Origin of the sequence: Qipengyuania xiapuensis (assembly GCF_019711395.1) — a bacterium.
In the GTDB taxonomy this organism is placed as follows: domain Bacteria; phylum Pseudomonadota; class Alphaproteobacteria; order Sphingomonadales; family Sphingomonadaceae; genus Qipengyuania; species Qipengyuania xiapuensis.
This window is the reverse complement of sequence record NZ_JAIGNL010000002.1, coordinates 652,494-674,119: the sequence shown is the minus strand read 5'-3', so window position 1 is coordinate 674,119 and position 21,626 is coordinate 652,494. Positions and strand designations below refer to the sequence as shown.

At 64.6% G+C, this 21,626-nt stretch carries 21 protein-coding genes, 1 tRNA gene and 1 riboswitch; of the genes, 14 read left to right on the top strand and 8 right to left on the bottom strand.

The annotated features are described in order from the left end of the window. Positions 1-23 precede the first annotated feature (23 nt). The 3 genes from bufA2 to K3163_RS12515 all read left to right on the top strand — a co-directional run bounded on the left by bufA2 (position 24) and on the right by K3163_RS12515 (position 2,027). Positions 24-314: a BufA2 family periplasmic bufferin-type metallophore gene (bufA2, locus tag K3163_RS12525; RefSeq protein WP_221554433.1), complete on the top strand. Its 291-nt coding sequence runs from the start codon at positions 24-26 to the stop codon at positions 312-314. A 97-nt stretch (positions 315-411) separates the two neighbouring features. Then, positions 412-1,260, top strand: a complete 849-nt coding sequence (gene bufB, locus K3163_RS12520) for an MNIO family bufferin maturase (RefSeq protein ID WP_221554432.1) — start codon at positions 412-414, stop codon at positions 1,258-1,260. Next, entirely contained in the window at positions 1,257-2,027 is a 771-nt protein-coding gene (locus K3163_RS12515) for an HvfC/BufC N-terminal domain-containing protein (protein WP_221554431.1), read from the top strand. The genes bufB and K3163_RS12515 overlap by 4 nt, the downstream gene beginning before the upstream one ends. On the opposite strand, the gene K3163_RS12510 is transcribed toward K3163_RS12515, so the two are convergent. The 3 genes from K3163_RS12510 to K3163_RS12500 all read right to left on the bottom strand — a co-directional run bounded on the left by K3163_RS12510 (position 2,021) and on the right by K3163_RS12500 (position 6,362). Then, positions 2,021-2,983, bottom strand: a complete 963-nt coding sequence (locus K3163_RS12510) for an SDR family NAD(P)-dependent oxidoreductase (RefSeq protein WP_221554430.1) — start codon at positions 2,981-2,983, stop codon at positions 2,021-2,023. The two genes, K3163_RS12515 and K3163_RS12510, sit on opposite strands and share 7 nt — an antisense overlap. Continuing rightward, positions 2,980-5,061 carry a S9 family peptidase gene (locus tag K3163_RS12505; protein WP_221554429.1) on the bottom strand — a complete coding sequence of 694 codons (2,082 nt, stop codon included), beginning with the start codon at positions 5,059-5,061 and terminating at the stop codon, positions 2,980-2,982. The genes K3163_RS12510 and K3163_RS12505 overlap by 4 nt, the downstream gene beginning before the upstream one ends. A gap of 116 nt (positions 5,062-5,177) precedes the next feature. Beyond that, positions 5,178-6,362: a mechanosensitive ion channel gene (locus K3163_RS12500; protein WP_221554428.1), complete on the bottom strand. Its 1,185-nt coding sequence runs from the start codon at positions 6,360-6,362 to the stop codon at positions 5,178-5,180. Positions 6,363-6,472: 110 nt separating this feature from the next. Here K3163_RS12500 and K3163_RS12495 point away from each other — a divergent pair, with 110 nt between their 5' ends. Next, positions 6,473-7,570 carry an isoaspartyl peptidase/L-asparaginase family protein gene (locus K3163_RS12495; RefSeq protein ID WP_221554427.1) on the top strand — a complete coding sequence of 366 codons (1,098 nt, stop codon included), beginning with the start codon at positions 6,473-6,475 and terminating at the stop codon, positions 7,568-7,570. A 203-nt stretch (positions 7,571-7,773) separates the two neighbouring features. Next, entirely contained in the window at positions 7,774-8,223 is a 450-nt protein-coding gene (locus K3163_RS12490; RefSeq protein ID WP_221427595.1) for a hypothetical protein, read from the top strand. A gap of 36 nt (positions 8,224-8,259) precedes the next feature. On the opposite strand, the gene K3163_RS12485 is transcribed toward K3163_RS12490, so the two are convergent. The 3 genes from K3163_RS12485 to K3163_RS12475 all read right to left on the bottom strand — a co-directional run bounded on the left by K3163_RS12485 (position 8,260) and on the right by K3163_RS12475 (position 10,319). Next, complete coding sequence (locus K3163_RS12485) at positions 8,260-9,141, bottom strand: fatty acid desaturase (protein WP_221554426.1); 882 nt, start codon at positions 9,139-9,141, stop codon at positions 8,260-8,262. Beyond that, complete coding sequence (locus K3163_RS12480) at positions 9,138-9,332, bottom strand: hypothetical protein (RefSeq protein ID WP_221429565.1); 195 nt, start codon at positions 9,330-9,332, stop codon at positions 9,138-9,140. Before K3163_RS12480 ends, K3163_RS12485 begins: the two co-directional genes overlap by 4 nt. Before the next feature lie 93 nt (positions 9,333-9,425). Beyond that, positions 9,426-10,319 carry a prephenate dehydratase gene (locus tag K3163_RS12475; protein WP_221427596.1) on the bottom strand — a complete coding sequence of 298 codons (894 nt, stop codon included), beginning with the start codon at positions 10,317-10,319 and terminating at the stop codon, positions 9,426-9,428. A 143-nt stretch (positions 10,320-10,462) separates the two neighbouring features. Here K3163_RS12475 and K3163_RS12470 point away from each other — a divergent pair, with 143 nt between their 5' ends. Further along, on the top strand, positions 10,463-11,149 hold the full coding sequence (locus K3163_RS12470) for a c-type cytochrome (protein WP_221427597.1): 687 nt from the start codon (positions 10,463-10,465) through the stop codon (positions 11,147-11,149). Between the two features lie 56 nt (positions 11,150-11,205). On the opposite strand, the gene K3163_RS12465 is transcribed toward K3163_RS12470, so the two are convergent. Both K3163_RS12465 and K3163_RS12460 read right to left on the bottom strand, forming a co-directional pair. Continuing rightward, on the bottom strand, positions 11,206-11,865 hold the full coding sequence (locus K3163_RS12465; RefSeq protein WP_221427598.1) for an RlmE family RNA methyltransferase: 660 nt from the start codon (positions 11,863-11,865) through the stop codon (positions 11,206-11,208). Continuing rightward, complete coding sequence (locus tag K3163_RS12460; protein ID WP_221554425.1) at positions 11,862-13,073, bottom strand: Ppx/GppA phosphatase family protein; 1,212 nt, start codon at positions 13,071-13,073, stop codon at positions 11,862-11,864. Before K3163_RS12460 ends, K3163_RS12465 begins: the two co-directional genes overlap by 4 nt. A gap of 192 nt (positions 13,074-13,265) precedes the next feature. Here K3163_RS12460 and K3163_RS12455 point away from each other — a divergent pair. From K3163_RS12455 to thiC, 8 genes are all read left to right on the top strand, one after another. Next, a tRNA-Gln gene (locus K3163_RS12455) sits at positions 13,266-13,339 on the top strand. A gap of 219 nt (positions 13,340-13,558) precedes the next feature. Next, positions 13,559-14,014, top strand: coding sequence for a hypothetical protein (locus K3163_RS12450; RefSeq protein WP_221554424.1), 456 nt, complete (start codon positions 13,559-13,561; stop codon positions 14,012-14,014). 3 nt (positions 14,015-14,017) lie between these two features. Then, positions 14,018-16,123 carry an alpha-galactosidase gene (locus K3163_RS12445; RefSeq protein ID WP_221554423.1) on the top strand — a complete coding sequence of 702 codons (2,106 nt, stop codon included), beginning with the start codon at positions 14,018-14,020 and terminating at the stop codon, positions 16,121-16,123. Next, positions 16,120-17,130, top strand: coding sequence for a UDP-glucose--hexose-1-phosphate uridylyltransferase (locus K3163_RS12440; protein ID WP_221554422.1), 1,011 nt, complete (start codon positions 16,120-16,122; stop codon positions 17,128-17,130). Before K3163_RS12445 ends, K3163_RS12440 begins: the two co-directional genes overlap by 4 nt. Continuing rightward, complete coding sequence (galK, locus tag K3163_RS12435) at positions 17,127-18,248, top strand: galactokinase (RefSeq protein ID WP_221554421.1); 1,122 nt, start codon at positions 17,127-17,129, stop codon at positions 18,246-18,248. The genes K3163_RS12440 and galK overlap by 4 nt, the downstream gene beginning before the upstream one ends. Positions 18,249-18,255: 7 nt before the next feature. Next, positions 18,256-18,534, top strand: coding sequence for a glycoside hydrolase family 68 protein (locus K3163_RS12430; protein WP_221427604.1), 279 nt, complete (start codon positions 18,256-18,258; stop codon positions 18,532-18,534). 385 nt (positions 18,535-18,919) lie between these two features. Continuing rightward, positions 18,920-19,519, top strand: a complete 600-nt coding sequence (locus tag K3163_RS12425; protein ID WP_221554420.1) for a DUF2585 family protein — start codon at positions 18,920-18,922, stop codon at positions 19,517-19,519. A 41-nt stretch (positions 19,520-19,560) separates the two neighbouring features. Further along, a riboswitch (TPP riboswitch) is annotated at positions 19,561-19,666 on the top strand. Positions 19,667-19,702: 36 nt separating this feature from the next. After that, positions 19,703-21,604, top strand: coding sequence for a phosphomethylpyrimidine synthase ThiC (gene thiC, locus K3163_RS12420; protein ID WP_221554419.1), 1,902 nt, complete (start codon positions 19,703-19,705; stop codon positions 21,602-21,604). Positions 21,605-21,626 lie beyond the last annotated feature (22 nt).

Genomic DNA, 21,626 nt, shown 5'->3' with positions numbered 1-21,626 from the left:
CTGGAAAAAAGGGATTGGATCTCATGACCACCGCCACTCGCAAGACCGCCGCCACTGCCGCAGCTGCAGCAGCATTCGCACTTTCCTCGCTGTCGGCTTTCGCAGCCGAACCGCCCGCCGGCAGCAGCGGCCGCGCCATCAGTGCCGAAGACACCGTCCATTGCTACGGCGTCCACAGCTGCAAGGGCCAGGCCGACTGCGCCACCACCGAGAACGCCTGCAAGGGCCAGAACGAGTGCAAGGGCCACGGCTTCAAGGCCATGAAGGCTGGCGAATGCCTCACCAAGGGCGGCACCATCGGCGACATTTCGTAACGATTGCCAGCCTTGGCGGCCCGCTCGACCGGAGTTTCGAGCCCTTCCTCACCAAACCGGAAGCGGGCCGCCCCTTTTGCCGAAAGGTAGCGATGCCATGACCTCGATCGACCACTTCGCCGGCTTCGGTCTCGGCCTCAGGCGTACACACTATGCCGACTTCCTCGAAGGCGAGGTGCCGGTCGATTTCGTCGAGGTCATTTCCGAGAACTACATGGTCGAGGGCGGCAAGCCGCTGCGCCTGCTCGAAGAGGTGCGCGCGAAGCATCCCGTCATCCTCCACGGCGTCTCGATGTCAGTCGGTTCGGCGCAGGGCCTCGACGAAGACTATCTCTCGCGCCTCCGCAGCCTCGCCGACCGGATCGATCCGCTCTGGGTCTCCGACCACCTGTGCTGGACGCGCACCAGCGCGCACAACAGCCACGACCTCCTGCCGCTACCGCTGACCGGCGAGGCGCTGGGCGTCGTATGCGACAATGTCGAACGCGCGCAGGATGCGCTCGGGCGGCCGATGCTGCTCGAGAATCCGTCGAGCTACCTGACTTTCCCCGAAGACGAGATGGCCGAGTGGGAATTCCTCTCCACCATGGCGCAGCGCACCGGCTGCTACCTGCTGCTCGACGTCAACAACGTCTATGTGAGCGCGCAGAACCACGGTTTCTCGGCCAGCGAATACATCGCCGGCCTGCCGCTCGACCGCGTGCGCCAGATCCATCTCGCCGGCCATATCCCGGCGACCGAGAAGCGTCCGATCACCATCGACACGCACGACCGCGAAGTCTGCGATGCCGTGTGGGCGCTTTATGCCGAAACGATCGCGCAGACCGGCCCGGTCGCGACGATGATCGAGCGTGACGACGGCATTCCGCCGATCGCCGAACTGCTCGAAGAACTGGACCGGGCGCGCGTCATCGCGCGCCAGGCCAGCCAAGCGAGAGCGGCATGACCGCGCTTGCGACCAGACAGGCCGATTTCATGGCGAGCCTGCTCGACGACGAGCGTGCGCTTCCACCCGACTGGACCGCGCGCCATGCTGCCGGTCTCGAAATTTATCGTAACAATTACCGCAGCGCGCTTGTCGAAGCCTTACGCGCGACCTTCGAACGGACTGAAAGGCTGGTCGGCGATGAGAGCTTCGCGCGCGCTGCCGCGCATCACCTCATTACCTGTCCGCCCTCGGGCTGGACGCTGGACCTTGCGGGGCAAGGCTTTGCCGAAACCTGCGAGGAGCTCTTCGCGAATGACCCCGAAGTCGCCGAGCTCGCATGGCTCGAATGGTCGATGCACCTTGCTTTCGTGGCGCGCGACGCGGAGCCGCTCGGTACGGAGCAGTTCCTGGAGCAGGCGAGCGCATTCGGCGAGGAGGACTGGGCGAAGCTGCGCCTGGCATTCATGCCCGGCATCGCGGTGCGCGACCTCCGCCACGATCTCAAGGCGCTCTGGTCTTCGCTCGCCGAAGCGGCCGAGGAAGGCGAAGTGACCCTTCTTGCCGAACCGGCCACCTGCATCGTCTGGCGCGAGGGCGAGCGGCCCGTCTTCATCAATGTCTCCACCGCAGAGGGCAGGGCGCTTTCCGAGATGATGTCAGGCGCGACTTATGGCGAGACATGCGAAGAGCTGCTCGCCAGCGAAGGCGAGCAGGCTGTCGAACTTGCGGGCAGCATGCTGCGCCGCTGGCTTCATGAAGGGCTCGTCGAGCGCCTCGATCAATAGGCGAAGGTCTGCCCGACCATTTCCTCGCTGACCTGCCAGAGACGTTCGGCATTGCCTTCGTCGATGGCATAGCTGCGTACGCCGCCCATCAGGTCCTCGTCGTCCTCGTTCGCGACGTGGCAATCCTCGCAATAGAGACCACCGGCGCCCTGCAGCTCGTCGGCCGTTGCAACCCAGCACGTGGTCGCTGCGCCCTGCGGGATCGTCTTGAACGGGGTGGGCTCCTGGCCGCTTTCCTCTGCTGTCTTCCTGAGGCGCTCGGTGAGGTTCGCTATGTCCTCTTCGCTCATGTGGCGACCGAGGTTGGTGTGAATGCCGCCGGGGTGGAGCGAGTATGAGTGGATGCCCTTGTCACCGAGCCGCTTTTCGAGGCCGACCGCGAACAACACGTTGGCGGTTTTCGACTGGCCGTAACTCACCCACTTGTCATAGTCGCGGCGTTCGAAATGGATGTCGTCGAAATCGACCGGCGAGATGTGGTGGCCGCGGCTCGACAGGTTGACTATGCGCGGGTTCTCGCCCTGCTCGACCAGCGGCATGAGCAGGTTGGTGAGCAGGAAATGGCCGATGTGGTTGGTGCCGAACTGCATTTCGAAGCCGTCGGCAGTCTTGGCCTCTTCGCAGGCCATCACGCCCGCATTGTTGATGAGGAGGTCGATCTTGTCGAAGCGATCGTTTGCCTCGGCAGCGGCCTTGCGCACGCTGTCGAGCGAGGCGAGGTCGCACACCAGCGTATCGATCCTCGCACCTGTCTCTTCGACCAGCGCATCGGCGGCGGCGGAGAGCTTCGTCGCATCGCGGCCCGAAATGATGACATGCGCTCCCTTGGCCGCCATCGCGCGGGCGGTTTCCTGCCCGAGACCGGAGTAGCCGCCGGTGATCAGCGCCGTGCGTCCGGAGAGGTTCTTGCCTTCGAGAACCTCGTCGGTCGTGCTCGAAAATCCGAATTCGCTCATTGCTCGTCACCTTCCTTTTCGTCTTCGGGCTTGTCGGTCCGGTAGCGTTCGAACCATGCGAGGATGTTGTCGGCCTTGGCGATCAGGCGCGATGGCCGTGCCGCAATGCCATGCGAGCTTTCGGGCACGCGCACCAGCACCGTGTCCACTCCGCGCAGCTTCAGTGCCTGGTAGAACTGCTCGCTCTCGGTGATGGGCGTGCGCTGGTCTTCCTCGCCCGTCAACAGCATCGTCGGCGTGGTCACATTGCCGACGAGGCTCAGCGGCGAGCGCTCCCAGTAGTGCATCGGCACTTCCCACGGCATTCCGGGGAACTGGTGGAAGGTCTGGAAGATGTAGCTGTCCGCCGTCAGCGTCTTGCTCAGCCAGTTGATCACCGGCTTCGCCGCTGCGGCCGCATTGAAGCGGTCGGTCAGGCCTACGAGATAGGCGGTCGCGATGCCGCCTGCCGATCCGCCGGTCACGAAGAGGTTCTCCTCGTCGATGAAACCCTTGGCGATCATCGCATCGACGCCGGACATGTGGTCGGCGGCATCATCGGGGCTCGAATACTTGTGCTCGAGCAGCAGGCCGAATTCCTCGCCGTAGGAAGAGCTGCCGCGGTGGTTGTCGTAGAAGACTACATAGCCTTCTGCCGCGTAGCGCTGGATCTCGGCGGAAAAATGCGGGCCGTAGGCAGCGTGCGGGCCGCCGTGGATTTCGAGAAGCAGGGGATATTTCTTCGACGGGTCGAAACCCGGCGGGGTCACGTACCAGCCCTGGATTTCGGTCCCGTCATGCGAGGAGGCGTAGGTGATCTCGTGGATCTGGCCGAGCTCGCGGTGGGCGAGGAGGTCCTCGTTCAACGCGGTCAGCTTGCGGGTATTCCTGCCGGTACGCGCGTAAAGGTCTGCGGGGCGATCGTGCGCACCTTGCGTCCAGACGAGCGTGCCGCGGTCCGATACGTCGAAAGTGCCGCTGGTATAGGGTCTTCCCAGCGTGGTGCCCGAAAGGCCCTCGACCACGGTTTCGACAGCCCCGCCCGAAGGCGACACGCGGCCGACCTTGCGGATGCCGCGATCATCGAAGGCGAAATAGATGTGGCTTCCTTCCCAGCGGATATTCTCCACCTCGCGGTCGAGGTTCTGGGTGAGGTTGCGCCCGCCCGTGCCGTCGAGATTGCGCACGCAGACGTCCACTTGCCAGACGGGTCGTTTTACATTGGGCATGCACACGAAGGCGACGCTGCGCCCGTCGGGCGAAAGCTGCGGCGAGGTCTCGAGGCCGCTGCCGCTTGTGACCTGTCGCAGGCTCTTGTCGGCGACCATGACCTGCCAGATGTCGCCCTCGACCGTCTGCAATTCCCAGCTCTCGTTGCGATTGGCGGAGAAGAGGATCGCGTCGCCTCGCGCCGTCCACTCGAGCGGGCCGGAGTGGTTGAATTCGCCGCTGGTGAGCTGGCGCGGCGTGCCGCCGCCTGCCGGAACGACGAAGACGTGGCTGAAGGTCACGTCGATGAAGCCCGCGCCGTCGCTACGGTAGCGGGCATGGTCGATCACCTTGACCGGCGGAGACCATTTGGCGCCTTCAGGCTTGGGCGGCGCCTTGGCGAGCGGAGCGGTATCGCCGTCGACGCGGGAGGTGAAGGCGATCCATTCGCCGTCGGGCGACCACGCGATGTTGCCTGCACCCTCGCTGAGCGCCGCGACGCGCTGGACCTGGCCGGTGTCCATCCAGCGGAGGAAGATCGCGCTGCGCCCGTCGTCGTCGCTGCCGGTATAGGCGATGCGCGTGCCGTCGGGCGACCATTCGCCGCCGCTCGCGCCATCGAGCAGCAGGCGGTTAGAGCTGCCGTCGAGCGCGGCAAGCCACAGCGCGCCCTCGGTGCGGTCGGTCATGATGTTGTTGGAGCGGCGCGTGTAAAGAACGTGGCGGCCGTCGGGCGCGATGCGCGGGTCGTCGGCATATTCGAGGTCGAAGACGTCCTGCGAAGTGAACCGGCGATCGTCCTGTCCCGTGTCCGCCGCGCCATCCTGTGCCAGCGCCGTCGCCGACCACAACGCCGCCAGCGCAGCGCCCGCACCAATCCATGCCTTCATGCCGATCTCCCTTTGCGCGGGAAGGCCTAGCACAAAGAAAAAGGGGCGCGAGACCTTTTGGTCCCGCGCCCTCTCAGGCCCCTCTCTCCTTGGGGTACTGGTTCTTGACCGGTCGGTCAGGTCTTGGGACCTGTTCCTCCCAGGTCATTGTCCATCTGGTCGAGCTTGCGCGCCGCCCAGTCGCGGCCACCAAGGCCGAAGGCGAGCGCGCCTGCCACCGCGATGCCGGCGATCAGGATCGTCAGCGCATTGGCCGGGATCATCCCGCCGATGCCGGTGAACTGCAGGCCCATGAACACGAACAGGATGATGGTTGCCCAGCGCACGATGGTCGCCGCCGTGCTGCTGCCTGCATCCCCGGCGATGAGGCGGGCGAGCAGGTTGGCGATCAGGAAGCCGAAGGCGATCACGACCGCGCCGAAGATGACCCGTCCACCCAGCTCGAGCAGCTGGTCGAGGATCGCGGTCAGCTCGGGAAAGCCGAGGATGCGCGTTGCAGCGATGGCGAAGAACAGGATGATCGCCACCTGTGCGATACGGGCGATGATCCCGCTTGCGGTGGTTCCTTCAGCGACAAGGCCGCTTTCCGACAACGCCCGGTCGACACCGAGCCCCGGCAGCACTTCCTTCACGATCTGCACCACGAAACGGCTGATGAGATAGCCGATGCCGAGCAGGATCGCCGCGGCGATGATGTTCGGGATGGCGGCAAAGATCATCCGCAGCATGTCGGATGCAGGTTCGCTGATCGACTGGATTTCCAGCTGTTCGAGCGCAGCGATCGCCACCGGAATGGCGATCAGGACGTATACGATCGTGCCGATGGTCTTGCTGATGGCCGAATTGCCGGTGACATTGTCGACGCCGCCGCGGTTGGCCCATTTGTCGAAATCCACCGTCTGCAGCGTGGTGACAACCAGATCGCGCACGATCCGCGCCACCATCATGCCGATGAAGAAGATCAGTCCGGCCCACAGCAGGTTGGGCAGGAAGTCGACGACGTTCTCGAGCAGGCTGTCGATAGGTCCTGCGACCCCGCCCAGCTCGAGGATGTTCAAGATGACGAGCAAGCCGAACAGCCAGATCAGCAAGGATACTATCTTGCCGAGCGATTCCCCCAGCGACTGGCCGTTTCCGGTCCCGCGCTTGAAGAAGTCGACCGTGTCGACGAGCTTTGCGAAAGTCCATTTTGCCGCGCGCGCGGCAAGCCAGGTGATGAGCAGCGCAACCGCCGCGAACAGGAGCTTCTCTCCAAGCTCCATGGCGAGTTGCTGGTCGAAACGATATCTGTCGAAAATCATGAAACCTCTCCCCATTGGTTTCCGTAGCGTCACGGCTATCACGCTTGTCGTTTCTATCCAAAAGGGCGGGTGGGGATTGAGTGGATAACTTTGCGTGCTATCCCAGCGCCATGAGAGAAATCCACGCCCGTTTCGTCGCCGCCATCGCACTTGCGATCGCCGCTTTTTCAACCCCCGCGCAGGCCGACGACCACGAGCCGAGATGGTCGTTCGCGATCCACGGCGGGGCCGGCACGATCGCTCGCGAGAACATGAGTGCCGAAGCCGAGGCGGAATATCGCGCCTCGCTCCAGCGCGCGCTCGACGCGGGTTCGAAGATCCTCGCCGAAGGCGGCAATGCGATGGATGCGATCGAGGCGGCGATCCTGCTGCTGGAAGACGATCCACGCTTCAATGCCGGGCGCGGGGCGGTCTATACCTGGGAGGGCGGACATGAGCTCGACGCCTCGATCATGGACGGGCGCAACCGCGATGCCGGCGCGGTCGCGGGTGTCACCAACATCCGCAATCCGATCCTGCTTGCGCGCAAGGTCATGACCGACAGTCCGCATGTCATGCTGGCAGGCCAGGGTGCGGAGACATTCGCATCCGAACAGGGCCTCGAAATGGTGCCGGGCGAATACTTCGACACCGACAGTCGCCGCGAGGCGCTCGAGCGGATGAAGGCGCGCCAGCTCTCCGCGATCGATGTCGATATCAAGTTCGGCACGGTCGGTGCGGTCGCGCTCGACACGAACGGCAACATGGCCGCGGGCACCTCCACCGGCGGGATGACGGGCAAGCGCTGGGGCCGTATCGGCGATGCCCCGATCATCGGCGCAGGCACCTATGCCGACAACCGCAGTTGCGCCGTTTCGGCGACCGGCTGGGGCGAGTATTTCATCCGGGTCGGCGTAGCGCACGAGATCTGCACGCGGCTGCGCATGGCGCAGAAGGTGGAAGACGAAGATGTCGCCGTCGCGATGGAAGCCGTAGCACGGGCGGAAGAGAGAGACGTGATCTACATCAGCGGCCGATTGCCCGAGGATGAGGTCCAGTGGGCGGCGGACAGCGTCATGGCAGAGGTCAAGGCGCTTGGCGGCGACGGCGGCGTGATTGTCGTCACGCCGGACGGTCATGCGCTTTACAGCTTCAACACCGCGGGCATGTACCGGGGCCGCGCGACCAGCGAAGGTGTGAACGAGGTCGCGATCTACGGCGACGAGTAGACTTTCGAGTCGCTGCGGCGCACAAATCCGCTCGAAGCAGCCGTAAAACCTCGGATTCGCAACGGCTTGCCGCAGCGCTTTGACTCAGCGCGGCGCCGGGCGCAGATTTCGTGCCGCGTTGGTGAATAATCTAACAACAATCGGGCCGTGATGGCCCTGACGCCACTCTTGGGTCGCAGCACTCAACGAGGGGAGTCACCCGCATGAAACACCTGATGAAATCCGCCCTGATCGCTTCGGCATTGGCCTTTGCGATGCCGCAGGCCGCGTCCGCACAGGACCAGTATCCGCTGACCGGTGCGGAATGGATCGAAGTTACCGGGATCAGCATCGAAGACGGCGGCGGCTTCAAATACGCCACGTGGCTGGCCACCGAATGGCGCAAGCGGATGGACTACGCCGTCTCGCAGGGATGGATCGAAAGCTACGAGATCTGGTCGAACACCCACGGCCGCGAGGGCGAGCCCGACATGTGGCTGATCACGCGCTTCGACACGTTCGAAAGCAACGAGGAATGGGAAGCGCGCAACCGGCAGATGCGCGAATACATGCAGCGCAACATCCAGCAGCTGCAGGCCGAAAGCGGCGACCGCGCGAAATATCGCAAGGTCCTGGGCGATGTGCTGATCAAGCGCCTCGTCTGGCGCGACTGACGCGCAACACTTGTGGGCCGGGCGAAAGCGTCCGGCCTACATTTCCAGCTGGACGCCGCGCGCCTCGAGAATGGGTTTCATCTCGCGATAGGCCGCCGGCGTGCGCATCAGCGGGATGTAGGGATGCAGGTGGTGGACCACGTGATACTGCATGCCCATGCTGAGGATATTCCCGACCTTCGAGCGCCAGTTCTTCGTGTCGCGATAGCGGCCCTGTCCCATGCCCGGGCTGTGCGGTGCCCACGAGAGGAAGAACAGGATGTAGGTGATCGCGATCTGGTAGGGCAGCCACCAGAGGAAGAAGGCCTCGAGCGCGAGACCGTTCCACGCCAGCGCTATGAGGATCGCATAGAATCCGAGGCGGTACCCGATTGCGAGCAGGATAAGGTCCTGCCTACCGTGACGGTCGAGGCAGCGCAGATAATCGCCGGAGCGCTTCCCGTTCGGTTGGCGCTGGCGGATCGTTTTCCAGATCGCTGACCAGGCGTTGTCGGCATGGCTGGTGATGTCGACGTCTAGGTCGGGATCATTGGTGTGCCTGTGATGGTCCATGTGCGTGACGCGCAGGACTTCGTAAGGATAGACCATGACCCAGCTGGTGGCGTGGCCGACCAGCTCGTTCAGCCAGTACAGCTTCTGTCCGGGCCTGCCGATGATGTGATGCTGCGCGTCATGGGTAGGCAGGTAGACCAGCGCAATGTTCACTGTTGCGACGATGAAGCTCAGCCACAGCGGGATGACCTCGAGGATCACCAGCGGCCAGAGCGCGAGCCACACGGCGAGATTGCCGAAGGCCCATGTCACGATGCCCCAGGGGAACATGCCCGAGTGCTTGCGGGCGATCTTGTTCTCGAGCTTGCGCAGTTCAGCGTCGGACAGCGCCGAGAGATCGGCTGGATTGGTGGCCGGCGCGTTCATATCCAGCGCCCCGTGACCGTCGCAAAAGCGCCCCAGACGCCGCCGACCAGCAAGCCGAAGGTCAGTGCGCCGAGGCCGAAGGGTGCCGCAATGCCAGCGGCGACAAGACCCTCGGCGATCACCGGCGCGAGGAAGCCCACGCCGAAAATCAGCGGCAAGAGCCACAGCAATGCCTTGAGCGCCTTCTGCATCCTCCACTCCCTTCCGTGGGAATGGATAGCAAAATGAAACCTAACTGTCAGCCCCGACCTCAGGTAGCGAAGCGGTAGGTCGGGGAGCGAGCTTCAGCCCCGCTTGCGGGCCTGGGCATAGCTGCCGAGGAGGCGGACTTCGTTGGTCTGGAAAGCGAGTTCCTCGAGCGCGGCATCGACCCGCGGATCGCCGGGCGCGCCCTCGATGTCGGCATAGAAGCGCGTGGCGGCAAAGCTCGCGCCCTTCTGATAGCTTTCGAGCTTGGTCATGTTGACGCCATTGGTCGCAAAGCAGCCGAGCGCCTTGTAGAGCGCGGCGGGGATGTTCTTCACCTCGAAGATGAAGGTGGTCATTGTCTGCTCGGCCTCGATTCCGGCAGGATCGCGCGGTTCCTTCGCGAGGACGACGAAGCGGGTCGTGTTGTCATGCGCGTCCTCGACCGCTTCCTCGATGATATCGAGCCCGTATAGCTCGGCGGCCATGGGCGGGGCGATGGCGCAGAAGCGCGGGTCCTGCATCTCGGCGACATAGGCCGCGGCACCCGCGGTATCGGCGTGGGTCAGGGCGACGATGCCGCGTTCCTGGAGGAAGTGGCGCGACTGGCCGAGCGCCTGCGGATGGCTGTAGGCCGCCTCGAACGGGCCGGGGCCGGTCGCCATCAGCGAGTGGGTGATGCGCATGAAATGCTCTGCCACGATCGACAGCCCGCTTTCGGGCAGCAGGAAGTGGATATCCGACACGCGGCCATGCTGGCTGTTCTCGATCGGGATCATCGCGCAGCCCGCATTGCCCTGCTTCACCGCGTCGAGCGCATCCTCGAAGCCGAGGAAGGGAAGGGGCAGGCATTCGGGATCGAACCGCATGGCCGCCTGGTGCGAGTTGGATCCCGGCGCGCCGCCAAAGGCGATCGCGCGCGCGGGATCGGCCGCGGCGGCGGTTCGCATCGTGTCGACCATGTCGATGGCGGGCTGGGCAAAAGTACGCATGGGGGATGCGTGTTAACGGCCATTTCCCGCGTCGCAAGCGCTATTGCGCCAAAGACACGCTACGGCACTTGCGTATGGGGCCTTGCGGCACTAGAGCGGCGCCCGAGTATCAGATCACACGGATTCTTGTAGGCAATCACGCAATGGACGATCGTTTCAACACCGCTTCCGGCTGGGTTCTCTTCTCGGGCATCGTCGCGCTCGGCGCTTCGATCGGTGCCGGCATGTATTTCCATGCCGACAGCAATGAATATCCCGAGGACAAGGACTGGGGCTATTTCGTCGAAGGTGCGGAAGAAGAAGGCGGCGCCGATGCGGGTCCCGACCTCGGCACGCTGCTGGCTTCGGCCGACGCTGCTGCGGGCGAGCGCGTGTTCGCCAAGTGCACCGCCTGCCACACGATCGATCAGGGCGGCGCGAACGGCATTGGTCCGAACCTTTACGGTGTGATGGGAGCGGCCATTGGCGGCCACGCCGCAGGTTTCGCCTATTCCTCGGCCCTGTCTGGCCATGGCGGCGAATGGAGCTGGGAAAACATGGACGCCTGGCTGACCAGCCCGCGCGGCTTCGCCAATGGCACCAAGATGAGCTTCGCAGGCCTCTCCAAGCCTGAAGATCGCGCCAACCTGATGGAATTCATGTCGACCTATGGCGGGGCACCCGCCAAGCCCGCACCTGCGGCTCCCGCAGCCGAAGGCGAAGAGGAAGGCGTTAGCGTCGAAGGCGAAGCGCCGAGCGAAGCCGAAGCAGCAGGCGCAATGGCCGCAGACGAGCCGGTCGCATCGGCCAATGCCGCAGGCGACAACGAGGGCGCGACCAAGGTCGACTGATCTGCGCTTCGACAGTCAAACGAAAGACCCCGCCTTCGAGCGGGGTTTTTTGTGTCCTAGCCCTTGAAGCCCTGCGCGATGACGTACCACTCGCTCGAGCCCTTGCGGCTGGCGGGCGGCTTGGCGTGCTTCACCGTCTTGAAGTGCTTCTTGAGGAGGTCGAGCAGGTCCTTGTCGGTCCCGCCGGCGAGCACCTTGGCAAGGAAGGTCCCGCCCTTCTCGAGGTTCTCCACGGCGAACCATGCCGCGGCCTCGACGAGGCCCATCGTGCGCAGGTGATCGGTCTGCTTGTGGCCGACCGTGTTGGCGGCCATGTCGCTCATCACGAGGTCGGCCTTGCCGCCCAGCGCTTCCTCGAGAACGCGCGGCGCATCGTCGTCCATAAAATCCATCTGGAAGATCGTCACGCCCTCGATCGGTTCTGTCTCGAGCAGGTCGATACCCACGACATGCGCCTTGGGCTTCACCTTGCGTGCGACCTGGCTCCATCCGCCCGGCGTAATGCCGAGATCGACGATCCTGTTCGCGCCCCTGAGCAGGCCGAACTTCTCGTCCATTTCGATCAGCTTGTAGGCCGCGCGGCTGCGGTAGCCGTCGGCCTTGGCCTGCTTCACGTAGGGATCGTTGAGCTGGCGCTGCAGCCATCGCGTGGAGGATTCGCTCCGCTTCTTCGCAGTGCGGACCCGCGTGTCCTTGTCCTTGCCCGAGCGGCTCATACGTCTTGCTCCCGCATGCGTTGGAGGGCCGCACGGCTGCGTTCGCCGTCGGCATCGGCGGCCATGAGACTACGCAGGATGCCCTCGCGGATCCCGCGATCGGCCACGCCCAGAGTTTCCGAGGGCCAGATGTCGAGAATGCTTTCCAGGATCGCGCAGCCGGCGACCACGAGGTTTGCACGGTCGTCACCGATGCAGGGCAGCTGGCGCCTATCGGGCCCGCTCATGTGCGACAGCTTCGCTGAAATGTCGCGCATGTGCCTGCTCTTGACGATCAGCCCGTCGACCGCGCGCCGGTCGTACTGCGGCAGTTCCAGATGCAGGCTGGCGAGCGTCGTTACCGTGCCGCTCGTGCCGAGCAACCGGATAGGGTCCGGCCCGTTTGCGTATTCGCGGATGCGCTTGGCGAAAGGCTTGAAGCTGTTCAGCACGGTCTCGCGCATGCGGCGATAACGATCGAGGCGCAGCTCCTCGGTATCGTCCGAACCGGTGATGGTGTCGGTCAGCGACACGACACCCCATGGCACGCTCATCCAGTCGAGGATGCGCGGCACGGCCCCGCTGGGTTCGACCAGCACGAGCTCGGTCGAGCCGCCGCCGATGTCGAAAATGATCGCCGGGCCTGCTCCGTCTTCGAGCAGCACGTGGCAGCCGAGGACCGCGAGGCGGGCTTCTTCCTGTGCGGAGATGATGTCGAGCGCGATGCCGGTTTCCTTGCGCACACGCTCGATGAATTCCGCACCGTTCGATGCCCTGCGGCAGGCTTCGGTGGCGACCGAGCGCGCAAGGTGGACATGGCGGCGACGCAGTTTCTCCGCGCAGACATGCAATGCCGACAGGGTGCGCTCCATCGCGTCGTCGGACAGCCGTCCGCTCGCTGCGAGGCCTTCGCCAAGCCGCACCACGCGGCTGAAAGCATCGATCACGGTAAAGTTCTCGCCCGAGGGGCGGGCGATCAGCAGGCGGCAATTGTTCGTGCCAAGGTCGAGTGCGGCATAGGCCTGACGGCGCGTGCGCGGGGGCTCGGTTTGCTGGAATGCCGGTTTGCCCGGGGCCTGTTTGGCGCGCGATTTCGCGGCGCGGCCCGAGCCACCTTTGCCATTGGGCCTGGAGGGGCGCTTGTAGCGGAAATCGGCTACCTTGCCGGACGTGCCGCCCCGTTTGTGTTCCTGGCCCCTTTTTGTGTCCGGCGGAACCTGATCCGCCATTGGGGTATCTTTCGTTATTCCTCCCGCGCGAACCACCTCGCACGGGGACCTGGGAACAACGCTAGCGACGCAAAGCGCGAGGGGCAAGCCAAAGGCGTCTCGGCGGGGTTGACCTTGCGCGCGCACGAAACTAGATGCGCGGCCTCTCTTGCGGTCGCCACGCGATTCTCAACGCAGGCACTCCGCAGCTGATGCCCCGTCGTCTAATGGTAAGACTACGGACTCTGACTCCGTCAATTGAGGTTCGAATCCTCACGGGGCATCCATTATTCCATAGCAAAAACAAGGCCTTCGCGGGCTGACTCCCAATTCCCCGTGTTGCGCCATGTTGCGCAGCTAATCCCTTGTATTACCGCCGCATCCGTCACACTCTCGGTGGCTCCATGCAACATGGATGCAACATGAAAGGCCGAAATGTTCAGCCCATCTGACATCAAAGTGATCGTCGCGCCCCTGTTAACATAGCCTTTGTCGCCGCCTTCGCCATGGTCCCCATCGCCAAGCGGATCGGAGCCGGTCCGCTACACGCGCTGGCCCTGGCCGCGGGCGGCGTCAGCATGCTGGTGCTGCCGGGAATCGAGGAAAAGGCGCTGCTATTCGTGGCGATCGTCGGTGTCGGGGTTGCATGGGGCAGCATCATGGGCAATCCCTACGTCATCCTCTCCAACTCGATCCCGCCCGAGCGCGTGGGCGTCTATATGGGCATCTTCAACATGATGATCGTGATCCCGATGCTGCTCTTCGCCTTCGTGATGAGCTCGCTCAATCTCGGCATCGTGAACATCGGCCTCGGTTTCTACGACGGCGTGCTGGGCGGCGATCCGCGCAATGTGCTGAGGGTGTCGGGTGCCTGCCTGTTCGTGGCCGCGCTCGCCGTCCTCTGGGTGCGCGAAGGCTGGCGGTCGGGAGACGACCTGATTGCCGAACCGGTCGGAGGCTGATCCTTGAGCCCGTCGCTGGTCACTTTAAACGCCCCCGAAGCGAGCATAGTCCTGGAGCATGATCCGGACCGCGGGGTGTTGTGGCGCCATTGCGGCACGCGGGTGAGGCCGGGCGATCTTCCATCGCTTGCAGAATGCCGCGGTCCAGCCTCCTTTGCGCCCGATCACGATCTGTCGGCAGCGCTTGTACCTCCGGCGGGCATGGGCTGGTTCGGTCCGGCTGCAGTCGAACTTCGGGACCCAGCAGGCGCCGCCACGCTGTTTGCGCCGACCCGTTTCGAGGTCGAGGAAGCCGATGACCGGATCGAAGTCAGGTCCTTCGACGACGTCTCCTCCATTTGTCATGCGCTCACCATCCGAGTGATCGACGGGGGCGCCTTCGGGTTTTCTGCCAGGATTACCAGCTTCGGCGAAGACCCTGTCGTACTGGCCTCGCTTGCAAGCATCCAGGTTCCCCTCAACGCAAGCTCGGACAGCATCGTCTCGTGGCGCGGGCGGCATAATGCCGAACTCAAAGAGTGCCGCGAAGCCATGCCCGAGCATCGCTGGGAGCGCGTCACGCGGCGCGGCATTTCAGGCCACGGCGGCCCTCCGGGAGCCTATGTCCTCGATACCGACACGGGCTGGCATCGCGGCCTTGTCCACGCGGTGCAATTGGCCTGGTCGGGCGATAGCGAAATCGCTGTCGAGCGCGACGACGAGGGGTACTGGCATCTGTCGGCACAGGCCACGCTGGCACCCGGAGAGTTGGTCCTCTCAAAAGGCGCGACCTTTACCGCGCCCGAGGCGTTCCTCGCCATTTCCACGCGCGGCCGCAATGGCGCGATGGCGCAGCAGCATGCCGCAGTGCGCTCGCTGACCCAGTGGCCGGGCGGCGCGATGAAGCCGCGCCCGGTGCATCTCAACAGCTGGGAAGCCTGCTATTTCGCCCACGATGCTAATCGCATTGCCCGCCTTGCACAGGCCGGGGCCGATATCGGCATCGAGCGCTTCGTCCTCGACGATGGCTGGTTCAAGGGCCGGAGACACGACCGCGCCGGGCTTGGCGATTGGGAAACCGATCCCGAAACGTATCCCGACGGGCTGGGGCCGCTCGCTTCGCAGGTCCGCAAAATGGGCATGGAATTCGGCCTCTGGGTCGAGCCTGAAATGATAAATACCGACAGCGATCTTTACCGCGCCCACCCCGAATGGGCGCTTGCCGCAGATGGACGCAAGCGGCCCACCGCGCGCAACCAGCTCGTGCTCGACATGCGCCGCGAAGACGTCCGCGACCACCTGTTCGCGCGGCTCGATGCGATCCTGTCGGAAACGCCGATCTCCTACCTCAAGTGGGATCACAACCGCGACCATGCGCCATCGGGCGGCGCGGGCCAGACGCGCGGGTCCTACGATCTATTCGGCCGCCTTCGGGCCGCGCATCCCGATGTCGAGATCGAGGGCTGCGCAGGCGGCGGGGGGCGAAGCGACGCGGGCCTCGCACCCTTCGTTCACCGCTTCTGGACCAGCGACAATATCGATTCCGTGGCGCGAGTCGCCATGCAGCGTGGCTTCCTCGCCTTCCTGCCGCCCGAACTGATGGGCTCCCATGTCGGCGCCAGCCCGGCGCATGCCACCGGTCGCAGCCAGGCCATGGGCTTCCGCGCGGCGATCGCTTGCATGGGGCATCTGGGCGTCGAGCTCGACCCCGAGGCGCTGGCCGAAGGGGACCGCATGGAATTGGCGCGCTGGATCGGCTTCTACAAACAATGGCGCCACCTGCTGCACCGAACCCGCGTCGACCTCGGCCAAGGCACGGACGACCTGCTTTGGCAGGCGCAAGGGACTGCGCGCGAGAAACTGCTTTTCTGCGTGCGCACCTCGCCGCCGCAGGATCGTAGGCCCCAGCCGCTTCGCCTGCCCTTCGCATCGCTTGGGGAGGCGTGGAAGGTCCGCCTGCTCGACATCGGCGAACAGGCAGGTCACGGAATGATGCGTGCGGACCTGTTCACTCGCATGGGCAAGGAAGCGGTCGAGTTCAGCGGTAGCTGGCTTGCCGAGAGCGGCCTTCCGATGCCGCTCCAGAAGGCGGAAAGCGTGGCGATATTCCATCTGGAGGAGGCGGCATGAGCGGCGGCGATCTGCCGCACCGGCGGCGCAACCTTCTTACGGGCGAATGGGTGCTGGTTTCTCCGCACCGGGCCAAGCGGCCATGGCAGGGAGAGCAAGCGGACGTGCCGCCCGCCGATGCGCCGGAATACGATCCGGACTGCTATCTCTGCCCTGGCAATACGCGAACCGGGGGCGAGGCCAATCCCGCCTATTCGGCGGCCTTCGTCTTCCCGAACGACTTCCCCGCACTGCTCGACGATGGGGAGGAAGCGGGCGCGAGCGAGCTGTTCGAGACCATGCCGGCACGCGGCGAGGCGCGGGTCGTCTGCTATTCGCCCAACCACTCGCACACGCTTGCACGAATGGACGATACGGGCAGGCGGGCGGTGGTCGAATGCTGGTGCGACCTGTCGGCAGAGCTCGGCGCGAAATGGGCGCATGTACAATTGTTCGAGAACAAGGGCGCAATGATGGGTGCCTCCTCGCCGCACCCGCATGGGCAGGTCTGGGCGAGCGATTTCATGCCGCAATCGGTCGGACTGGAAGAGCACCGCCAGCGCGAGCATTTCGAAAGTCGCGGCAAGGCGCTCCTCGCCGAAGTGATCGAAGCGGAAACCTCGGATGGACGACGGGTCGTCGAAGAGAACGAGGAGTGGCTCGCCATCGTCCCGCATTGGGCGTCATGGCCATTCGAGACGCTGCTGGTGGCCAGACAGAACGTCGCGCGGCTCGAACAGCTGGATGAGCGCGCGCGCGAAAGCCTGTCGCACATTCTTGGCCGATTGCTCAAGCGATACGACGGCCTGTTCGGGGTCGACTTCCCCTATTCGATGGGCTGGCACGGCGCACCGCACGCACTTGGCGAAGACAGCGCCCACTGGCGCCTGCACGCGCATTTCTACCCTCCGCTCCTGCGTAGCGCGACGGTGCGCAAGCATATGGTGGGTTTCGAATTGCTTGCCGAAACCCAGCGCGACCTGACGCCCGAGGAGGCCGCCGCACGGCTCAAGGCGGTGGCGATATGAGCGGCGCAATCGAGACGGCCCGCACCCGCTTCGAGCGCAGCTTCGGTGCCTCACCCGATGGCGTTGCCTTCGCGCCGGGCCGGGTGAATCTTATTGGCGATCATGTCGACTATAACGACGGTCTCGTCCTGCCCATGCCGCTCGCGCTGGGTACGGCAGTCGCATGGAAGCGCCGCGAGGACGAACTGCTCGATGTCCGCGCCAGCGACTATGGCGACGAAGTCTTGCAGTTCCATCCCGGCGAGGAGCCACCGGTGCAGGACGGTTGGCACTCGCTCGTACATGGCATGGCGCATCTCCTTCAGGAGGAAGGCCTGGTTGGCGGAGGCCTCGACCTGTTGATCGCGGGCGACCTTCCGCGCGGATCGGGCCTCTCTTCTTCCGCCTCGCTGTGCATCGCCATTGGGCGCGCTCTGCTCGAAGCCGCAGGGGCCATGGGCTACTCACCGACACGGCTCGCGCAGATTGCGCAACAGGTGGAGCACCGTTTCGCCGGGGTCGCCTGCGGGATAATGGACCAGATGGTCGTTGCAGCAGGCAAGGAAGGCAAGGCCATGCTGCTAGACTGCCGCAGCCTCGAGTGGCGGCAGGTCGGACTACCTGAGGACTGGAGCGTCATCGTCGTCCAGTCCGGCGTCACCCGCGAACTGGTCGACGGCGCCTATAATTCCCGCCGTACCGATTGCGAGGCGGCAGCCGAAGCGCTCGGCGTGGCGAGCTTGCGCGATGTCGATCCGGCCGGAGTGGATTATTCCGCGCTCGGCGAAACCCAAGCCCTCAGGGCGCGCCATGTTGTCAGCGAAATCGAACGAACCCGGCAGGCTGCAGCCGCCATCGACGATCGCGACCTGGAGCGGCTGGGCTCGCTCCTGCGCGATGCCCATGCATCGATGCGCGACCTGTTCGAGGCGAGCCATCCCCAAGTCGACGCGCAGGTGGACTGGCTCAATGAAATCATCGGCGCGCAAGGCGGCGCGCGCATGACCGGCGGCGGGTTCGGCGGATCGATCGTGCTGTTCTGCGAAGCAAGCGAGGCCGACCGGGTTGTCGGCGAAATCGACCGCGACGGCAAGCCGCTCCATGGCTTCGGCGAAGTCACGATCAGGGCACATAATTGAGTATTGGATGATGGCTCAAGCCGATCCCGCCCCGACCATGGGCTCATCGAAGTGGCTCTGCGGGCCCGGATGGCAGCCCGCCGAACTGCCGGCGATCGGCCAATCGGACGTGACGCCGTTGCTGCCCGACTGCGATCTGTGGGACTGCTGGCCGCTCCAGCACGAGGACGGTTCGACGGTCGAGATCGACGGCGTGCAGTACTGGTTTTTCCTGAGCTCGCCGCGTCTCCCCGATCCGGGACAGCGCCATCACCATGCGCGCGTGTCTTATATCCCGACGAGCTAAGGGCGTGACAAATCGTCACGTCCGCTGTCCACCCATCTGAAGCCGCTTTCGCCGAGCCATCGCCGCGCAAGGAGCGGGCGGGCAGCTTTGGGGCCGGTTGCCGACGTTGTGGCTCAGGGTGCCGAAGGCAAGAATTGGTCACAAAGCGTGCGAAGATCCGCAGCCGTTTCGACATGATGTTCCCGATCGCGACTGATCCGCAGTGCAGAAAATTTGCGACATGGCGGCGCGAACGTCCCGGTTTTTCGCGGTTTTCAACGGAGGCCATGTCCCTACCGATGGGACTCTGACTCCGTCAATTGAGGTTCGAATCCTCACGGGGCATCCACTTCTCATTTGCTTGCTGCGCTTGCCAATCGGCTGCTTGCGGGTCACTCCCGTGGCGATGGGAAAGCTTGCACCCGGTCGCACCGCGATATTCGTCTCGCTCGGCATCACTGTCGCAGCCGTCCTCGTCCTGCTCGCCATGGATCGCCCGCCGATCTGCGAATGCGGCTACGTCAAGCTGTGGCACGGCCTGATCAACGACGCCGGCAACAGCCAGCACATCTCCGACTGGTACACGCCCAGCCACATCATCCACGGCATGATCTTCTACGCGCTGGGCTGGTGGCTGTTCGTGCGCCGAGGTCTGGGCGGCGCGGATGCCGCCAAGCGCTGGGGCCTGCCGCTTGCGGTATTCCTCGAGGCGGCGTGGGAAGTCGCCGAGAATACGCCGCTTGTGATCGACCGCTTTCGTTCGGTCACCGCCAACTTCGGCTATTCGGGTGACAGCGTGCTCAATTCGGCGGCCGACATCTGCTGGATGGCGTTCGGTTTCTGGCTCGCGCTGCGCCTGCCGGTGAAGTGGACCGTAGCGCTCGCGATCATTGGCGAAGTGGTGGCAGGCGTGGTGGTGCGCGACGGGCTGACGCTCAATGTGATCATGCTGCTGTTCCCGATCGATGCGATCGCCGAATGGCAGGCGGCAAGCACGCACGGATAGCGCTTCGTTACTGGACTCGGCTTCGCGCGAAGCCTAGGGAATTGCCATCCCCGGGGAGCCATGAGGCTGAGAGGGCGGTTGAAGTCCGCCGACCCGTCGAACCTGAACCGATTAGCATCGGCGGAGGGAGTGGAGCGGCGCGACAATACCGCTCTTCCTCCGCCTTATGGAGAGAGCACTCGCATGGCCGACATCAACAGCAAATTCGACATCGGCGTCACCACCGGGCCCATTCGCGGCAGCCGCAAGGTCCATGTCGGCGCGAAGAGCGGCAGCGGCATCCAGGTCGCCATGCGCGAGATCGATCTCGAGGGCGGCGAGCCCTCCGTGCGCGTCTACGACACCTCAGGCCCATACACCGACCCCGATGCGACCATCGACATCCGCAAGGGTCTCGAACAGAAGCGCCGCGAGTGGATCCTCGCGCGCGGCGATGTCGAGGAATACGATGCACGCGAAGTGAAGCCGGAAGACAACGGCCAGCTCGGCCCCGACCGTTCGGGCGGCGTCCCCGGCTTCCCCAATGTCGCGAAGAAGGTGCTGCGCGCGAAGCCCGGCATGAACGTCAGCCAGATGCACTACGCCCGCCGCGGCATCATCACGCCCGAGATGGAGTATGTGGCGGAACGCGAGAACCTCGGCCGCGAAATGCTGCGCGAGGAAGCTGCCCGCCTCACTGCGCGCAACGATGGCCAGCCATGGGGCGCAGAGCTGCCCGACTACGTCACGCCCGAATTCGTGCGCGACGAGGTCGCCCGCGGCCGCGCCATCATCCCCTCCAACATCAACCACCCCGAAACCGAGCCGATGGCGATCGGGCGCAACTTCCTCGTCAAGATCAACGCCAATATCGGCAACTCCGCCGTGGCATCCGACGTGGCGAGCGAGGTCGACAAGATGGTCTGGTCGATCCGCTGGGGCGCGGACACCGTCATGGACCTTTCGACGGGCCGCAACATCCACGACACGCGCGAATGGATCATCCGCAACTCGCCCGTCCCCATCGGCACCGTGCCGATCTACCAGGCGCTGGAGAAGGTCGGCGGCATTGCCGAGGACCTGACCTGGGAAATCTTCCGCGACACGCTGATCGAACAGGCCGAACAGGGCGTCGACTATTTCACCATCCACGCCGGCGTGCGCCTGCCCTATGTCCCGATGACCGCCAAGCGCGTCACCGGCATCGTCTCGCGCGGCGGCTCGATCATGGCGAAATGGTGCCTCGCGCATCACAAGGAGAGCTTCCTCTACGAGCGCTTCGACGAGATCACCGAGATCATGAAGGCCTATGACATCGCCTATTCGCTGGGCGACGGCCTGCGCCCCGGCAGTATCGCCGACGCCAACGACGAAGCCCAGTTCGCCGAGCTCTACACGCTGGGTGAGCTCACCAAGCGCGCCTGGGAACAGGACGTGCAGGTGATGATCGAAGGCCCCGGCCACGTGCCGATGCACAAGATCAAGGAGAACATGGACAAGCAGCTGGAGGCTTGCGGCGAAGCGCCCTTCTACACGCTCGGGCCCCTCGTCACCGATATCGCGCCGGGATACGACCACATCACCAGCGGCATCGGCGCGGCGCAGATCGGCTGGTACGGCACCGCGATGCTCTGCTACGTCACGCCCAAGGAACACCTCGGCCTGCCCGACCGCGACGACGTGAAGGTGGGCGTGGTAACTTACAAGCTCGCCGCCCACGCCGCCGACCTCGCCAAGGGCCACCCGGCCGCCAAGGTCCGCGACGACGCATTGAGCAAGGCGCGCTTCGAATTCCGCTGGCGCGACCAGTTCAACCTCAGCCTCGACCCCGACACGGCCGAGCAGTACCACGACCAGACCCTCCCCGCAGAAGGCGCCAAGACCGCCCACTTCTGCTCCATGTGCGGCCCGAAATTCTGCTCGATGAAGATCACGCAGGAAGTGCGGGATTTTGCGGCGAAGCAGAACTCGGATAGCTATCTCGCGACCGAGAACTTGCGTGCCGAGACCTCAGCCGAAGAGGCTGCAGAAGCGGAGAAGGGCATGGAGGAGATGAGCGAAGTGTATCGCGAGAAGGGCGAGAAGCTGTACTTGCCGGAGGGGTAGTCGCCCCATCCTAAAGCGTGCA